Genomic DNA, 15,526 nt, shown 5'->3' on the forward strand with positions numbered 1-15,526 from the left:
GTTATGGCTTCGCCTTGTAGTTGCGCACCGCGTTCAGGCTGTCGGACAGGGACGGCATCTCGATCGCCAGATTGCTGGCCTGGACCTGGCGCAGCAGCGCTTGCGCGGTCTGGGTGCTGCCGGCACGCGTATCGAAATACTTGGCCAGCGCATCCTGCGCCGCCACCAGGTCGTTGCGGAAGGCCACTTCATTGCGCGCCAGCAGCGCCATGCGCGCGTTCAGCAGGCGCAGCTTGACGTTTTCGCGCACAAAGTAGGTTTCCGACGGCGAGAGCATCAGCGCTGCGGGCGTGTCGACCCGGCGCACGCGGATCAGCTGGCGCATTTCATCCCACATGTCGCCAGTCCAGCCCTGCCACACGTCCTGGACCTTGTCGAGCATCGATTCCTTGACCACGAGCGGGGCCGCAACGCCGGCCACGCCCGCTTTGAGCGCCAGCGGCGCGGCGGCCGGCTTGTCGGCCCGGGCCGGCTTGGCCGGCAGCGCCGGTTTTTCATCGGCCAGCATCGGCAGCGTATTGACTTGCGTAATCACGTTGTCGAGGCGCAGCGCCACGCCGGTCAGGTCCAGCGCCGGCAAGGCCTTGAGCTTGTCGATGTCGGCGGCGATCGCGCGCCGGATGGTGATGAATTGCGGCTTGTCCGAGCGCGACAGCGAACGGTCGGCGTTTTGCAGCGCGATCAGCGCGCCCTGCACGTTGCCGGCCAGTTGCAACTGCTGGCTGGCGGTCGAGAGCACCTGTTCGATTTCGGCCAGCGCCCATTCGTCGCGGTTCTTCGACAAGTCCTGGTACAGCTGTTCCAGCGCCAGTTGCTGGCTCTGGGCTTCGACCTGGCGGTTTTCGAGCAGGCTCACCTTGGCCTGCAAGTCCTTGGTCTGGTCTTGCACGGTACGCGCCAGCACGCTCGTTTCGGTATTGACGACATCGCCCTTTTGCAGGCGGTTGGCCATTTCCATGCGCAGCTTGAGCAGATTGCTGCGCGTCGACCAGGCGTGCGCGGCCAGCAGCAGGGCCAGCAGGATCACCACCACCGTCATCGGGCGCTGCAAGATGTCGCTCATGCTCTCACCGCCCGCGCGTGCGCGCGCAGGCGGCGCGCTGTACTGGTCCGCGGGAGCTGGCTGGGGTGCGGCGCCGGGCGCTGCGTTGTGTTCAGGTAATGTAGGCAATTCGTTCATGCTCGTGATTGTAACGCGGCAAGCAAACGTTCGTCGCCTGATCCGCACAGCGTCAAGCTGGTCAGGCCCAGCCCGCTTGCCGTCTCGGCAATACGGGCATGCGGCACGATCAGGTGCTGTTGTTGCATTTTCCCCACAAGGGCCGGGTCGCCGATCTGCGCCACCAGCGCCACCAACCCGCGCAGGGCTTCGGAACTGGTGATGATCCAGTCGTTGTCAACCTGCAAAAGCGTGCGCAACTGCTGCGCCAGCGCCGCCGTCAGAGGCGGCACGGTGCGCCGGTAGGCCGGCACGGTGGCGACCATCACGCCGGCCGCGCGCAGCCCGTCGGCCATCAGCTCGCGTCCGCTTTCGCCGCGCACGATCAGCACTTTCTGGCCGGCCAGGGCCGCCAGGTCGAGCGTCTCGAGCAGGTTTTCGGAGTCGCTGCGGCTCGGGTCGCGCGGGCTGACGATGGTCGCCGTGTTGTTGTTGATGCCATGCCGCTCCAGCGCCGCGCGGCTGCCTTCGCCCAGCACGGCCAGCGTCACCCAGGTCGGCCACACGGTAATGTGGGCAAACGCCGCATCGATCGCGTTGGGCGACACAAAGGCCACCATGGCACAGTCGTGCATGCCGGCCAGCGCCGCCTTGAGCGGCCCCTGGTCGTCCAGCGCCGCAATATCGAGCAGCGGCAGCAGCACCGCCTCGCGCCCGAGCGCCCTCACCTGCTCGGCCAGCGCGCCGGCTTGCGCCAGCGGACGGGTGATGATGACAGGATCAGGCATCGGCTGCGGGCGCGCTGGGGATGGCGGGCGCGGCGGCGGCGGCGTCCGCCACGGCGGCATCGGCCTTGCACTCGGCCAGGATGGCGCGCGCGTCCTGGGTGTCGAGCAAGTCCGACACTTGCTGGCCGAGCAGTTCCGGATCGTCGGCCGGGCCGCGCAGTTCGGCGTGCGCGCTGCGCTTGCCGTCCGGCGTGGCCACCATGGCGCGCAAGTGCATCACGTCGCCCTCGATGGTGGCGAAGGCCGCCAGCGGAATCTGGCAACTGCCGCCGAATACCTTCGACACCTTGCGCTCGGCCGCCACCCGCTGCGCCGTCGGCACGTGGTTCAGGGGCGCGAGCACGTCGCGCAGGTCGATGCCATTGGTGCGGCCGGAGACGATTTCGATCGCCATCGCGCCCTGGCCGGCCGCCGGCAGCGAGTGCGCCGGGTCCATCAGCGAGCGGATCCGCTGCGGCAGCCCCAGGCGCTTGAGCCCGGCGGCGGCCAGGATGATGGCGGCATACTCGCCGCGATCGAGCTTGCCCAGGCGCGTATCGAGGTTGCCGCGCAGCGGCTTGATCACCAGCTGCGGGTAACGCGCCGCGATCAGCGACTGCCGGCGCAGGCTGCTGGTGCCCACCACCGCGCCCGGCGGCAGTTCGTCCAGGCTGGCGAAGTCGTTCGACACGAAGGCGTCGCGCGGGTCTTCCCGTTCCAGCACGGCGGCCAGTTCGAACCCTTCCGGCAAGTCCATCGGCACGTCCTTGAGCGAATGCACGGCCAGGTCGGCGCGTCCTTCGGCCATGGCCACCTCGAGTTCCTTGACGAACAGGCCCTTGCCGCCGACCTTTGATAAAGTACGGTCCAGGATCTGATCGCCGCGGGTGGTCATTCCCAGAATCTCGATGCTGCACTGCGGATATAATAAAGATAATTGCGCGCGAACATGCTCGGCCTGCCACATGGCAAGACGGCTTTCACGCGAAGCGATAATGAGCTTGGAGGGCTGCTGCGGACGCGAAGGCGTACCAGTCAATTCAGTTGCTTTCAAAACGGATTCTTTCACTGTCGTAAAACCTCAAACCGGTTATGGCAGTCATCGGCACATGCATAAGATCACAAATTTTATCATGCGTCCCCTTTGCAGAACCTGGCCAGAAGCCTTTGCACCAACTTTAACTCTGTGGTCCAACATGGTAAATTCATCCGCTGCACAAGAAAACCCTCCCCTCCTCGACAAGGACGCCCCGCTGAAAGAAGATATCCGCCTGCTCGGCCGCCTGCTCGGCGACGTGCTGCGCGACCAGGAAGGCGAAGCCGTGTTCGATGTCGTCGAGACCATCCGCCAGACGGCGGTGCGCTTCCGGCGCGAGGACGACGCCCAGGCCGGCCAGGACCTGACCGCCCTGCTGCACAAGCTCACGCGCGAGCAAACCATTTCGGTGGTGCGCGCGTTTTCGTATTTTTCGCACCTGGCCAACATCGCCGAGGACCAGCACCACATCCGCCGCCGCCGCGCCCACCTGTTGGCCGGCTCGGCGCCGCAACAGGGCAGCGTGAGCTTCGCGCTGTCCAAGCTGAAAGCCGCCGGCGTGGCCAGCGACACGGTGCGCACCTTTTTCGGCGACGCCCTGATCGCCCCGGTCCTCACGGCCCACCCGACCGAAGTGCAGCGCAAGAGCATTCTCGACGCCGAGCACGACATCGCGCGCCTCTTGGCCGAACGCGACCTGCCGCTCACGCCGCGCGAACGGGTGGCCAACATGGCGCTGCTGCACGCGCGCATCGCCACGCTCTGGCAGACGCGCATGCTGCGCTACTCCAAGCTGACCGTGGCCGACGAAATCGACAACGCCCTGTCCTACTACCGCATCACCTTCCTGCGCGAGCTGCCCGGCCTGTACGACGACATCGAAGAAGAAATCGCCGCCCACTATCCGGGCGCCGACGCGGCGCTCACCGACAACTCCTACGTGCAGATGGGCAGCTGGATCGGCGGCGACCGCGATGGCAACCCGAACGTCAATGCCGGCACCATGCAGCACGCGCTAGTGCGCCAGGCCACCACCATCCTCGACTTCTATCTCGACGAAGTACACGCGCTCGGCGCCGAGCTGTCGATTTCGACCCTGATGGTCGGCGCCAGCGACGCCCTGCAAGCGCTGGCCGACGCCTCGCCCGACCAGTCGCCGCACCGCAGCGACGAGCCGTACCGGCGCGCCCTGATCGGCATCTACGCGCGCCTGGCCGCCACCGCCCGTGCGCTGGGCGCGACCAACATCTTGCGCAAGGAAGTCGGGCACGCCGCGCCGTATCTTGACGCCGCCGGATTCTGCGCCGACCTGGACGTGCTGGCCGATTCGCTGCGCGCCCATCACGGCCAACTGCTGGTCAAGCCGCGCCTGGCCACGGTGCAGCGCGCCGCCGCCATCTTCGGATTCCATCTGGCCTCGCTCGACATGCGCCAGACCTCGGACGTACACGAACGGGTGCTGGCCGAACTGTTCGCCGGGGCCGGCGTCGAAGCCGACTACACCAGGCTGACCGAAGAACAAAAGGTGCAACTGCTGCTGGCCGAGCTGGCGCAAGCGCGCCTCCTGTATTCGCCGTACGCCGACTTGAGCGAGGAAACCGCGTCCGAACTGGCGATCCTGCGCGCGGCGAAAGATATCCGCCAGCGCTACGGCAAGCGCGCGATCCGCAACTACATCATCTCGCACACCGAGACCGTGTCCGACCTGCTCGAAGTGCTGCTGCTGCAAAAAGAAACGGGCCTGCTGCGCGCGCGCGACAAGCAGCTCGACGCCATGGTCATTCCTCTTTTTGAGACCATTCCCGACCTGCAGCGCGCGGCCGGCATCATGAACGAGTGGATGGCGCTGCCCCTGGTCAAGGAACTGATCGCGCACCAGGGCCAGCTCCAGGAAGTCATGCTCGGCTACTCGGACTCGAACAAGGATGGCGGCTTCCTCACCTCCAACTGGGAGCTGTACAAGGCCGAAATCCACCTGGTCAAGGTATTCCTTGATGCCGGTGTCAAGCTGCGCCTGTTCCATGGCCGGGGCGGCACGGTCGGCCGTGGCGGCGGACCGTCGTACGAAGCGATCCTGGCGCAGCCGCCGGGCACCGTCAATGGCCAGATCCGCCTGACCGAACAGGGCGAAATCATCGCCTCCAAGTTCTCGAACGCCGAAATCGGCCGCCGCAACCTGGAACTGCTGGTCGCCGCCACGTTAGAGGCGAGCCTGATGCCGCATGCGGCCGAAGGCGCCAAGGCGCAGCAGCTGGGCCGCTTCGAAGCCATCATGGCCGACCTGTCCGCGCGCGCCTACAAGGCTTACCGCAACCTGGTCTACGAAACGCCGGGCTTCACCGATTACTTTTTCTCGGCCACGCCGATCGCCGAAATCGCCGAACTCAATCTCGGTTCGCGTCCGGCCTCGCGCAAGTCGACCAAGCGCATCGAAGACTTGCGCGCCATTCCGTGGGGCTTCTCGTGGGGCCAGTGCCGCCTGCTGCTGCCGGGCTGGTACGGCTTCGGCTCGGCCATCACGCAATGGGTCGAGGAAGGCGAGCGCGACGAAAAAATCGCGACCCTGCAAGCCATGTTCAAGGAATGGCCGTTCTTTGCCACCCTGCTCTCGAACATGGACATGGTGCTGGCCAAGACCGACCTGGCGATCGCCTCGCGCTACGCCGGGCTGGTGGCCGACGTCGAACTGCGCGAGCGCATCTTCAAGCGCATCGCGGCCGAACACGGCACCACCTTGCGCTGCCTGGAGATGATCACCGGCGCGCATGAACGCCTGGCTGGCAATCCGCTGCTGGCGCGCTCGATCCAGAACCGCTTCGCCTACCTCGATCCGCTGAACCACTTGCAGGTCGAGCTGATCCACCGCCACCGCGCGCTGTCGGGCGAACCGGGCAAGGTCGACGAGCGGGTCCACCGCGGCATCCACCTGTCGATCAACGGCGTGGCCGCCGGCCTGCGCAACACGGGCTAAGGCCCGGCGCGCGGCGCGCGCCGCCCGCTTGCCCCCTCGACCATCCGCCGCCAGCCTGGCGCCGGATGGTCGTTTTTTGTCCGCGTACACCCTGCGCCGCGGCGCACGGCGCGCATTGAATCAATTTTCCAACACGACATGCACGCGGCATACGGGCGATTCGTTGTCCTGTACAAATTGCACCGGCCTCAACAAGTTGGCATAGAATGAACTGACCAACAACCTGTCTGAAACACGAGGGGTGTGCGCATGAAAACGTGGAGCGTGGAGTCGCTTTGCCTGACCGTAGCCGCCATCGTCCTGGTGCTGGCCTCGCTGGTGGCCTTGATCGCCCTGGGCGACGCCCACGCGGTGCCGCGCTGGTTGTTCTCCCTCGTCATTGCGCTGTGCGGCGCCGCACTCGTGTCCAGCCTGCGCATCCGCGCGCTGGCCATCGCGCGCAACCATGCCCAGAGCCGCTACCGGCACTTCATCGACACCGCCCACGAAGGCGTCTGGACGCTCGATGGCGCGGCCCGCACCACCTTCGCCAACGCCCGCGTGGCCCAGATGTTCGGCGCCACCCCCGGCACCCTGCTGGGGCGTCCGATGCAAGAGTTTCTGGGCGACAATCCACCCCGCGACCTCGACGAGATGACCAGCGCCGACGCCGCCCATGTCGGCTGCACCCACGACCTGTCGTACCGCCGGCTGGACGGCAGCATCGGCTGGGCCATCGTGAGCGGGCGGCCGATGCTGGGCGACGATGGCATGGCCGCCGGCACCTTGCTGATGCTGACCGATATCACCGGGCGCAAGGCGGCCGAGCTGGAACTGGCGGCGGTGCAGATCGGCCTGGAAGTGCGCATCCGCATGCGCACGGCCGAGCTCGAGCGCAGCAACGCCCGGCTGCGCATCGAAGTGGCCGAGCGCCAGATGGCCGAGAATGCGCTGGCCGAATCGTTCCGCGAGCTGCGCCAGTTGAGCTCCCATCTGGAAACGATCAAGGAAGACGAGCGCAAGCGCATCGCCAAGGGCATCCATGACGAGCTGGGCCAGAACCTGATGGCGCTCAAGATCGACGTGGAAATGCTGCACGCGCGCGCCAGCCTGCGCCATCCGCTGCTCAAGCGCAAGGTGGGCGATGTGCTCGACACCATCGACCTGACCATCCGCTCGGTGCGCGCGATCATGAACGACCTGCATCCGAGCACCCTGGAACTGGGCTTGCCGGCGGCCGCCGAGTGGCTGGTGCAACAGTTCGAAAGGCGCAGCGGCATCGCCACCTCGCTCACCGTGCTCGAGGGTGAAGGAGCGCTGCCGGACAGCCACCACACCGACGTCATTTTCCGCATCATCCAGGAGTGCCTGCTCAATATCTTGCGGCACGCCAAGGCCACCCGGGTCGAGATCGGGCTCGATATCGGCCTGGAATACCTGACCATCACCATCGTCGACAATGGCGTGGGCATGGGGCCGGGCGACGCCGCCAAGGTGGCCTCGTTCGGCTTGCGCGGGATCCGCGAACGGGTCGATGTGTTCGGCGGGCAGATGGTGATCGACAGCCGGCCGGGCGGCGGGACCACCCTGGCGATGATGATTCCGCTCGAGAGCGAGGCAGAAGCGGCGCTGGAGGATTAGCGCGGATACAACAATACACAAAATGTAACAGAAAAGCGGGTGGACGTATGTACAATGGACCCCGGTAAAGCAGGTGCGACAAGGTCGGCCTGGTTTATTGACTACCCCCTGTTTGCGCGTCCGGGCTTTCCGGATGCGCATTTTTTTCGGGTGACCAGGTGGGTGTCTTGATTTTCTCCGATTCCATTATCGCGGCGTTCTTTTCATACTGTCGCTCAGCCATTTTTCCCTGGTCAGATTGCAATTCTTCAGGATCGCCTCCGATGGCGTATTTGCAATAAAGTAGTCTTCGCGCGCTTTTCCCTTCAGCTTCGCGGGGGCGTAGACAAAGGTATCGCTCGCGTCGCAGGTCGACGCCAGGTTGTTGCTCGCCGCTTTACGGTGGGCGTTCTCTGCGCTCATGCACGCCACATCGCTCATGAAGCCGACCGGATCGTCTTTCTTCTTGCACTCGGCCAGTTTCGCGTGCCGTGCCGTGGTGTCGCCCAGATAGCGCGCCACCAGCGCGGGGTCGGGGGTGGCCATGGTGTTGGCCGCCAGGACGGCCGCCGGCGACGCCATCAGCGCGAGCGCGAGCAGCAAGGTGCGGCGGGAAGGACGGCGTGTGAATGTGATCTGCATATTTTCCTCAATCAGTCATGAAACAATAGGCCGCAAGCATAGCATTTTTAACAATGCCAAAGGGAACATTTGTTGCCATTGATTTAATGTGCCGAGGCCGGACGATCAAGCGCACCGATGCCGCCGGCGCGCGGACGTAAAAAAACCGTGCGCACCCGGCGGGGTGGACACGGTCTTTCTTCGCCATCGCGCCGGGCGCAAGCCGGCGCGGACAGCGCATCTTAATGGTTGTGCAGGAAGCTCTTGAGCTTGTCCGAACGCGAGGGCTGGCGCAGCTTGCTCATCGCTTTCGCTTCGATCTGGCGAATCCGCTCGCGCGTGACGTCGAACTGCTTGCCCACTTCTTCCAGCGTGTGGTCGTTCGACATCTCGACACCGTAGCGCATACGCAACACTTTGGCTTCGCGCGGGGTCAAGGAATCGAGTACTTCCTTGATCACATTGCGCATCGACGCGTGCAAGGCGGCGTCCAGCGGCGCCAGGGTGGCGTTGTCTTCGATGAAGTCGCCCAGTTGCGAATCGCCATCCTCGCCCATCGGGGTTTCCATCGAAATCGGCTCTTTGGCGATCTTCATGATCTCGCGAACCTTGTTCTCCGGCATTTCCATCTTCAGGGCCAGGGTCGCCAGGTCCGGCTCGCTGCCGGTTTCCTGCATGATCTGGCGCGAAATCCGGTTCATCTTGTTGATCGTTTCGATCATGTGGACCGGCACCCGGATGGTGCGCGCCATGTCCGCGATCGAGCGCGTGATCGCCTGGCGGATCCACCACGTGGCATACGTGGAGAACTTGTAGCCGCGACGATATTCGAACTTGTCGACCGCCTTCAACAGGCCGATATTGCCTTCCTGGATCAGGTCGAGGAATTGCAAACCGCGGTTGATGTACTTCTTCGCAATCGAAATCACCAGGCGCAAGTTGGCAACGGTCATCTCGCGCTTGGCGTGACGCGCGCGCTTTTCGCCGGCCGCCATCTGCTTGTTGATCTTGCGCAGGTCGGCCAGCGGCAAGGCCACGCGCGCTTGCAGGTCGATCATGCGCTGTTGCAGTTCCTTGATCGCAGGCACGTTACGGCTCAGTACCACGCTGTACGGGTAGGCGCAGTCGACTTCGCGGTCGACCCAGGCCAGGTCGGTCTCGTTGCCCGGGAATACCTTGATGAAGTGGGCGCGCGGCATGCCGCAGCGGTCCACGCAGATCGCCAGCACGGCTTTTTCGATATGGCGCACTTCATCCATCTGGCCGCGCAGGGTGTCGCACAACTTTTCGACGACCTTGGCGGTGAAACGGATGCCGAGCAACTCGTTCGAAATGACTTCCTGCGCCTTGACGTAGTTCTTGGTGCCGTAGCCATCCTTCTCGAAGGCCTTGGCCATCTTGTCGAATTCGGTTTCGATGATCTTGAACTTCTCGAGTGCGTTCCTGCGCAACTGGACCAGCTGTTCGGCCGAGAAACCGGCCGCGCCGCCATTCGCGTCGCCGTCTTCTTCCTCGACTTCTTCTTCCTCTTCTTCCTCATCTTCCGATGGGGCGGCATGCACCACCGGCGCGGCCGGGGCCGAGCTCTCGTTGTGATCGACAAAACCGTCCACCACTTCGTCGACCTTGAGGTCGTCGTTGGCGATCTTGTGCGCCAGCGCGATGATTTCGGCGATCGTGGTCGGGCAGGCCGAAATGGCCTGGACCATGTCTTTCAGGCCGCCCTCGATGCGCTTGGCGATTTCGATCTCGCCTTCGCGCGTAAGCAGCGCGACCGCGCCCATTTCGCGCATGTACATGCGGACCGGATCGGTGGTGCGGCCGAAGTCGGAATCGACCGTCGACAGCGCCGTGGCCGCAGCCGCTTCGACTTCGTCGTCGCTGGTGGCGGTGGCGACCGTGTCGGTCAGCAGCATCATTTCAGCGTCCGGCGCGCGCTCGTAGACCGCGATGCCCATGTCGTTGAAAGTGGCGATGATGCCTTCGACCGCTTCCGGATCGATGATGTTTTCCGGCAGTTGATCGTTGATTTCGGCGTAGGTCAGGTAGCCGCGCTCCTTGCCCATGTTGATCAGGTTCTTGATCTGCTGGCGCCGCCGCTCCATATCGGCTTCCGAGGCTTTCGGATCGGCGGCCAGCATGCCGTTCACGCCACCCTTGGCCTTGCGTTCCTTGGCTTTCGAGACCGCTTTCAGTTCGGCACGCTCGACCGCGTTGAGCGCGGCGACTTCGTCGTTTTCGGGCGTGAATTCGCTCGGCTTGCGGCCACGGCGGCCCGGTACCTTGACCGACGGCAGCAGGTAGCCGGAGGTATCGATCGCGGCCAGCGCGGCCGCGTCCGTGGTCTGGCTGACCGCCTGGCCGGCGGTCTGGATCATGGTCGGCTCCGGGTCCATCCGCTTGACCGCGGTGCGCGCCTTGGGCGCCACTTTCATGCCCGGCACCAGGTCGGCATCGACCCCGGCGGCCAGGTCGGGACGCACGGCCAGTTTGGAGCGCTTGCGCACCACCACCGGCACGGCGGCGCCGTCGGCGGCCGGCGCGGACGCCAGCATGGTCTCGGCGGCGACCGATTCCTGGAGCGCGTGCTCGATGGTCTCTGCAGGCGCACCCACCTCGACCGGATCGGCCGCGGCCATCACCGCGGCCAGGCGCGAACCCTTCTTGACCACCGTGACCTTGGCCGCCGCTTCCGTTTCGAGGAAGTAGGAGGTTGCGGTTTTCGGTACGGCCAGTTGGGCACTGCTCTTGCGCGGCGCTTTGGTGGCGGTCAGGGTTAAGGTCTTCGCGGTGTTCTTCATTAAAACTCCAGTCAATAATCCACCCGAGCTCGGCGTACCGCGCTCGATGGAACGTGTATCAGGATGGCCCTAGCTAAGGGCGATGTAGCCGAATTGCAAGCACGACCGGATGCATCGATGGCCCTGGTGGGCGTACCCCGTGCGGGGGTGCTGTGGTGCGTATGCTATGATCAAAATGGCGCTGTGCATGGCGGAACGAAAAAAAGCCCGTGGCAAAACGGGCTTGAATCTATTTTCAGATGAACAATAGAAGAGACAATCACCATTATGCACCATGGCGAGATATTGCGATAATTGATATATCGAATACCAGATATAAGCCAAAGATATAATCCTGGCTGATAACCGCCGGTGCCGGGACGCCCTCTACCTGCTGACTGAACCTTCTGCGCTTCGTCAACCCGCGCGCAGGGCAAGAGGAGCATCATACACGATTTCCCGGCCTTCCGCGCATGCGCGCAATGCCCAACAGCGAATAAAATCCACGCACGCGCCTATGGCCGCATGCTATCCTTCCGGTTCCAGCTCTTACAATGAAGTCAATGAATACAACTAGTCTTGCCGCCGAGTCCGCGGACGTTCCCGTCACCGCACCCGCTCCAGCCCCTGCTCCTGCTCCAGCCCCCGCGCAAAGCGCGCGCTCCCTGCTCAAGCAATTGCAACAACAGTTCCCCGCCTTTCGCGACTGCCTTCCCCTGGCGATCGGCATCGACAAGCAACTGCTGGCGCGGGTTCCCGGCCTGGACCGCAAGACCATGCGCGCCGCGCTGGGCATCCATACCGGATCGCTGCGCTACCTGCGCGCGATGGAAAAAGCCACGGTCCGCTACGACCTCGACGGCGTAGCCGGCGCGGAAGTGAGCGACATCCATCGCACCCACGCCAAAGAAACCTTGCAGCAACGCTTCAAGAAAGAAGCCGAGCGCAAGAAGGCCGAACGCGACGCCGCCCAAGCGGACGAAGCGAACCGCCTGCGCCAGGAAAAGCTGCTCCAGCTCGCCTCCAAGTTCTCGCGCAACGGTTGATCCCGGCCTCGATGACGACCGATCCGGACGCGCTGTTGCCGCCTTACGACGGCATCACGATGGCCAGCGTACGCATGATCCGCTCCGAACAGGATGCGGCCGCAGCGCTGGCGGCGCTCTGCTCGACCGACGTGCTCGGTTTCGACACCGAATCGAAGCCGACCTTCCTCAAGGGAGAACAGTCGACCGGCCCGCACCTGGTGCAACTGGCAACCGAGGAGCTCGCTTACCTGTTCCAGATCGGCGCCGGGCCGGCGGCCGAGGTCGCCATCGGCGTGCTCAAGGCCGTGCTCGAATCGACCACCATCCTGAAGGTGGGTTTCGGTTTGAAGGATGACATTGTGCGCCTGCAAGGCAAACTCGGCATCGACGCCCGCAACGTGCTCGACCTGTCGACCGCGCTGCGCAAGGGCGAACGCAATACCCTTGGCGCGAAAACGGCGGTGGCGCGCTTTTTCGGCCAGAAGCTGCAAAAATCCAAGAAGATCACCACCACCAACTGGTCGCTGGCGCGTTTGAGCGACAAGCAGATCCTGTACGCGGCCGACGACGCGCATGTGGCGCTGCGCGTGTACCGGCGCTGGCGCTCGGAGCAGGAGGCCGCCAGGGCCGCGTCCTGACGCCTCCCTGCATGTCATCCCGCGCTTTGCCGCTTGCCCAGGCAAAGCGGCGCTTACATGAAAAACCATCGTCGACATTCCCGACCCCTCGTCGAGACCTGTACGCCGCTGGTCGCCCGCATGCCCGCGCGCACTGCGCCAGCCCGCGCTGATCCGCTTTTCCGCTGCGCGCTGCACCTGTCGTGCCCTACCCCGACGCGCTATGATGCTGTCACCGGTCACCTTATCAGAGAATCATCCATGCGAAACACCCTTACCCGCGCACGTGTGCTCGGCGCGCTGGCGTTCGCGGCGCTCGCTGCGGCCCCGCTGCAGGCGGCCGAGCGCCCGGCCGTGCTGCCGGACACCATGGCCCAGCGCCTGCTGGCCTGCGCCTCCTGCCACGCCAAAAAGGATGTCAACGACGCCTACTTCCCGCGCATTTCCGGCAAGCCGGCCGGCTATCTGTACAACCAGCTGCGCAACTTCCGCGAGGGCCGGCGCCAGTATCCCTTGATGACCTACATGGTCGATCACCTGCCCGACGCTTACCTGCACGAGATCGCCGGACATTTCGCCGCCGAACACTTGCCGCCACCGCCGCCGCAAGCGACCCAGGCCACGCCCGCCGTGCTCGCGCGCGGCCGCCAGCTGGCCCTGCAAGGCGATGCCGCCCTCAAGGTGCCGGCCTGCATCGCCTGCCACGGCGAGAAACTGACCGGCGTTGCCCCGGCGATTCCCGGCCTGGCCGGCTTGCCGCGCGACTATATCAACGCCCAGTTCGGCGCCTGGCGCACCAAGACCCGCCGCGCCCACGCGCCCGACTGCATGGGCGTCATCACCGAACGCCTCAGCCTGGAAGACGTGAACGCCGTCGCGGCCTGGCTCGGCACCCAGCAGGTCGCGCCCGAGGCCCGCCCCGCCGCCGCCATCGCGCGCCCGCTGCCCATCGCCTGCGGCAGCGCCCCGGACTAAGCCAGGAATCGATTCATGAAAAAGAAATTACTCATCAGCCTCGCGGCGCTCACCGCCGTGCTTGGCGTGGCCATCGCCGTGGCCTGGCCGCGCAACGACTTCATCGCGTCCAAGTCGCCGGCCGACTTCGCGCCGACCGCCCAGAATATCGCCCGCGGGGCCTACCTGGCCAAGGCCGGCGACTGCATGGCTTGCCACACCGTGCGCGGCGGGGCCGAATACGCCGGCGGGCGCGCGCTCGAAACGCCCTTCGGCAGCCTGGTCGCACCGAATATCACCTCCGACCGCGAGACCGGCATCGGCGCCTGGACGCCTGACGACTTCTGGAACGCCCTGCACAACGGCAAGTCGCGCGACGGCCGCCTGCTGTATCCGGCCTTTCCGTACACCAACTACACCAAGGTCAGCCGTGCCGATGCGGATGCCCTGTATGCCTTCATGCAGAGTGTTCCCGCGCAAAAAACGCCGAGCCAGCCGCACCGCCTGTCGTTCCCGTACAACCAGCAGATCATGCTGGCCGGCTGGCGCCTGCTGTACTTCAAGCCGGGCGAATACGTGCCGGTCGGCACCCGGAACGCCGCATGGAACCGCGGCGCCTACCTGGTCGAGGGGCTGGGCCACTGCGCCGCCTGCCACAGCACGCGCAACAGCTTCGGCGCCAGCGAAGAAGGCTTGTCGGGCGGCTTGATTCCAATGATCGGCTGGTATGCGCCCTCGCTCACCTCCGACGCCGAAGCCGGCCTGGGCAGCTGGGAAGTGCCGCACATCGTCGACCTGCTCAAAACCGGCGTGTCGCCGCGCGCCACCGTGTTCGGTCCGATGGCCGAAGTGGTGCAGCGCAGCTTGCAGCACCTGGAAACCGAGGATGTGACGGCGATGGCGGTGTACCTGAAGTCGCTCCCGGCCACGCCGGCGCCGCCGGTGGAAATATCGACCGACCCGCGCGTCGGCCAGGTGCTGGCGCAGGGCAAGAAACTGTACGAAGCGAACTGCATCGAGTGCCACGGTGCCGACGGCAAAGGCTTGCCGCCGCACTATCCGCCGCTGGATGGCAACCGCGCGCTGACCATGAAGGAAGCGGTCAACCCGATCCGCATCGTGCTCAACGGCGGCTTTGCGCCTGGCACCGCCGGCAATCCGCGGCCGTACGGCATGCCGCCGTACAGTCACCTCATGGATGATCATGAAGTCGCTGCCGTGGTGAGCTACCTGCGCAATAGCTGGAGCAACAAGGCGCCGCCGGTGACGGCCTCGGAGGTCAACAAGTACCGGGGCGTGCCGCTCGATTGAAGCGAACGCGGGGCATGAGATTCGTGCCCCGCAACGGGTGGGGCGACATTGGCCTCGAGCCACTCCCATCAAGGCCGGCCAGCATCGCCACACGTTGGCAATACGCGCCCGCCGGATCGTTGCCGCCGATAAGCACACCCGCCGCGCCAGCCCTGCGGTTTTGGTTTTTCGAGGTGCCCGCTCTGTGCATTACCCCTTTCAACAACCTTGCCCCTCGCACCATTCGTCAGGCGACCGGCCTTGTTGAATAACTTCGCTCAGGAACGACACGGCCTGCTGCAATGTGGCGCCGTCTTTTAGACGGAATCGTATGTAGACTAACGCCAGTGGGCTGCTGAGCTGATCGAGCATACGCAGCTCGGCCAAATCTGCATCGGAGAACCCTGAAAAGGAAGTCAGGTCGCCAGCGCGCGATACAGAAATGTCTGTACCGAGTATGCCGCCAATTTGCCTGATCTGATCTTGCCTGTGGTTTGTGGGATCCCTGTTTCAGTGTCAGTATGAAAACCAATGATTCGGCCCTGCCCTGCCCGCGCCACTAGTGTAGTGTTGCATTCTCAGTGCTTCGTATTGAAATATCGCGGATGAGGCGCTATTCTTGTGCATCAACCAGGAGAAAGCTAATGCGAATTGCGACGGAGATTGTGCTTACCCAGGACGAGCAATCTGAGCTGAACGGACTG

Annotated in this window: 11 protein-coding genes; 6 read left to right on the forward strand and 5 right to left on the reverse strand. The window is 64.6% G+C overall.

What is annotated here, in order from left to right:
* Position 1: 1 nt before the first annotated feature.
* The 3 genes from F1735_RS14115 to hemC are packed head-to-tail and all read right to left on the reverse strand — an operon-like array spanning position 2 to position 2,980.
* Positions 2-1,180 (reverse strand): uroporphyrinogen-III C-methyltransferase, encoded by a 1,179-nt coding sequence (locus F1735_RS14115; RefSeq protein WP_167237523.1) that lies wholly within the window; start codon positions 1,178-1,180, stop codon positions 2-4.
* Positions 1,177-1,947, reverse strand: a complete 771-nt coding sequence (locus tag F1735_RS14120; RefSeq protein WP_167237524.1) for a uroporphyrinogen-III synthase — start codon at positions 1,945-1,947, stop codon at positions 1,177-1,179. Before F1735_RS14120 ends, F1735_RS14115 begins: the two co-directional genes overlap by 4 nt.
* On the reverse strand, positions 1,940-2,980 hold the full coding sequence (gene hemC / locus F1735_RS14125; RefSeq protein WP_373888522.1) for a hydroxymethylbilane synthase: 1,041 nt from the start codon (positions 2,978-2,980) through the stop codon (positions 1,940-1,942). The genes F1735_RS14120 and hemC overlap by 8 nt, the downstream gene beginning before the upstream one ends.
* A 142-nt stretch (positions 2,981-3,122) precedes the next feature.
* Between hemC and ppc the strand changes: the two genes are divergently transcribed.
* Together ppc and F1735_RS14135 are read left to right on the forward strand one after the other, a co-directional pair.
* The gene (gene ppc, locus F1735_RS14130; protein WP_167237525.1) at positions 3,123-5,933 is read left to right on the forward strand and encodes a phosphoenolpyruvate carboxylase; all 2,811 of its coding nucleotides are present in this window, start codon (positions 3,123-3,125) and stop codon (positions 5,931-5,933) included.
* 249 nt (positions 5,934-6,182) lie between these two features.
* Positions 6,183-7,553: a PAS domain-containing sensor histidine kinase gene (locus F1735_RS14135; RefSeq protein ID WP_167237526.1), complete on the forward strand. Its 1,371-nt coding sequence runs from the start codon at positions 6,183-6,185 to the stop codon at positions 7,551-7,553.
* Between the two features lie 186 nt (positions 7,554-7,739).
* Here F1735_RS14135 and F1735_RS14140 read toward each other — a convergent pair whose 3' ends face one another.
* Together F1735_RS14140 and rpoD are read right to left on the reverse strand one after the other, a co-directional pair.
* Positions 7,740-8,135, reverse strand: coding sequence for a hypothetical protein (locus tag F1735_RS14140; protein ID WP_167237527.1), 396 nt, complete (start codon positions 8,133-8,135; stop codon positions 7,740-7,742).
* Between the two features lie 260 nt (positions 8,136-8,395).
* Complete coding sequence (rpoD, locus tag F1735_RS14145) at positions 8,396-10,954, reverse strand: RNA polymerase sigma factor RpoD (protein WP_167237528.1); 2,559 nt, start codon at positions 10,952-10,954, stop codon at positions 8,396-8,398.
* 542 nt (positions 10,955-11,496) lie between these two features.
* Here rpoD and F1735_RS14150 point away from each other — a divergent pair.
* The 4 genes from F1735_RS14150 to F1735_RS14165 all read left to right on the forward strand — a co-directional run bounded on the left by F1735_RS14150 (position 11,497) and on the right by F1735_RS14165 (position 14,843).
* Positions 11,497-11,979 (forward strand): ProQ/FINO family protein, encoded by a 483-nt coding sequence (locus F1735_RS14150; protein ID WP_167237529.1) that lies wholly within the window; start codon positions 11,497-11,499, stop codon positions 11,977-11,979.
* 11 nt (positions 11,980-11,990) lie between these two features.
* Entirely contained in the window at positions 11,991-12,599 is a 609-nt protein-coding gene (locus F1735_RS14155; protein ID WP_167237530.1) for a 3'-5' exonuclease, read from the forward strand.
* A gap of 240 nt (positions 12,600-12,839) precedes the next feature.
* Entirely contained in the window at positions 12,840-13,553 is a 714-nt protein-coding gene (locus tag F1735_RS14160) for a c-type cytochrome (protein ID WP_167237531.1), read from the forward strand.
* 15 nt (positions 13,554-13,568) lie between these two features.
* Positions 13,569-14,843 (forward strand): c-type cytochrome, encoded by a 1,275-nt coding sequence (locus tag F1735_RS14165; RefSeq protein ID WP_167237532.1) that lies wholly within the window; start codon positions 13,569-13,571, stop codon positions 14,841-14,843.
* Positions 14,844-15,526: the final 683 nt, after the last annotated feature.

This window comes from Massilia genomosp. 1 (assembly GCF_011682185.1).
In the GTDB taxonomy this organism is placed as follows: Bacteria; Pseudomonadota; Gammaproteobacteria; order Burkholderiales; family Burkholderiaceae_D; genus Telluria_A; species Telluria_A rubra.

Excerpts from the sequence above, each read along its gene's own strand:
- F1735_RS14115 (WP_167237523.1), bottom strand. The coding sequence starts at position 1,180 with ATGAACGAATTGCCTACATTACCTGAACACAACGCAGCGCCCGGCGCC.
- F1735_RS14120 (WP_167237524.1), bottom strand. The coding sequence starts at position 1,947 with ATGCCTGATCCTGTCATCATCACCCGTCCGCTGGCGCAAGCCGGCGCG.
- ppc (WP_167237525.1), top strand. The coding sequence starts at position 3,123 with ATGGTAAATTCATCCGCTGCACAAGAAAACCCTCCCCTCCTCGACAAG.
- F1735_RS14135 (WP_167237526.1), top strand. The coding sequence starts at position 6,183 with ATGAAAACGTGGAGCGTGGAGTCGCTTTGCCTGACCGTAGCCGCCATC.
- rpoD (WP_167237528.1), bottom strand. The coding sequence starts at position 10,954 with ATGAAGAACACCGCGAAGACCTTAACCCTGACCGCCACCAAAGCGCCG.
- F1735_RS14150 (WP_167237529.1), top strand. The coding sequence starts at position 11,497 with ATGAATACAACTAGTCTTGCCGCCGAGTCCGCGGACGTTCCCGTCACC.
- F1735_RS14155 (WP_167237530.1), top strand. The coding sequence starts at position 11,991 with ATGACGACCGATCCGGACGCGCTGTTGCCGCCTTACGACGGCATCACG.
- F1735_RS14160 (WP_167237531.1), top strand. The coding sequence starts at position 12,840 with ATGCGAAACACCCTTACCCGCGCACGTGTGCTCGGCGCGCTGGCGTTC.
- F1735_RS14165 (WP_167237532.1), top strand. The coding sequence starts at position 13,569 with ATGAAAAAGAAATTACTCATCAGCCTCGCGGCGCTCACCGCCGTGCTT.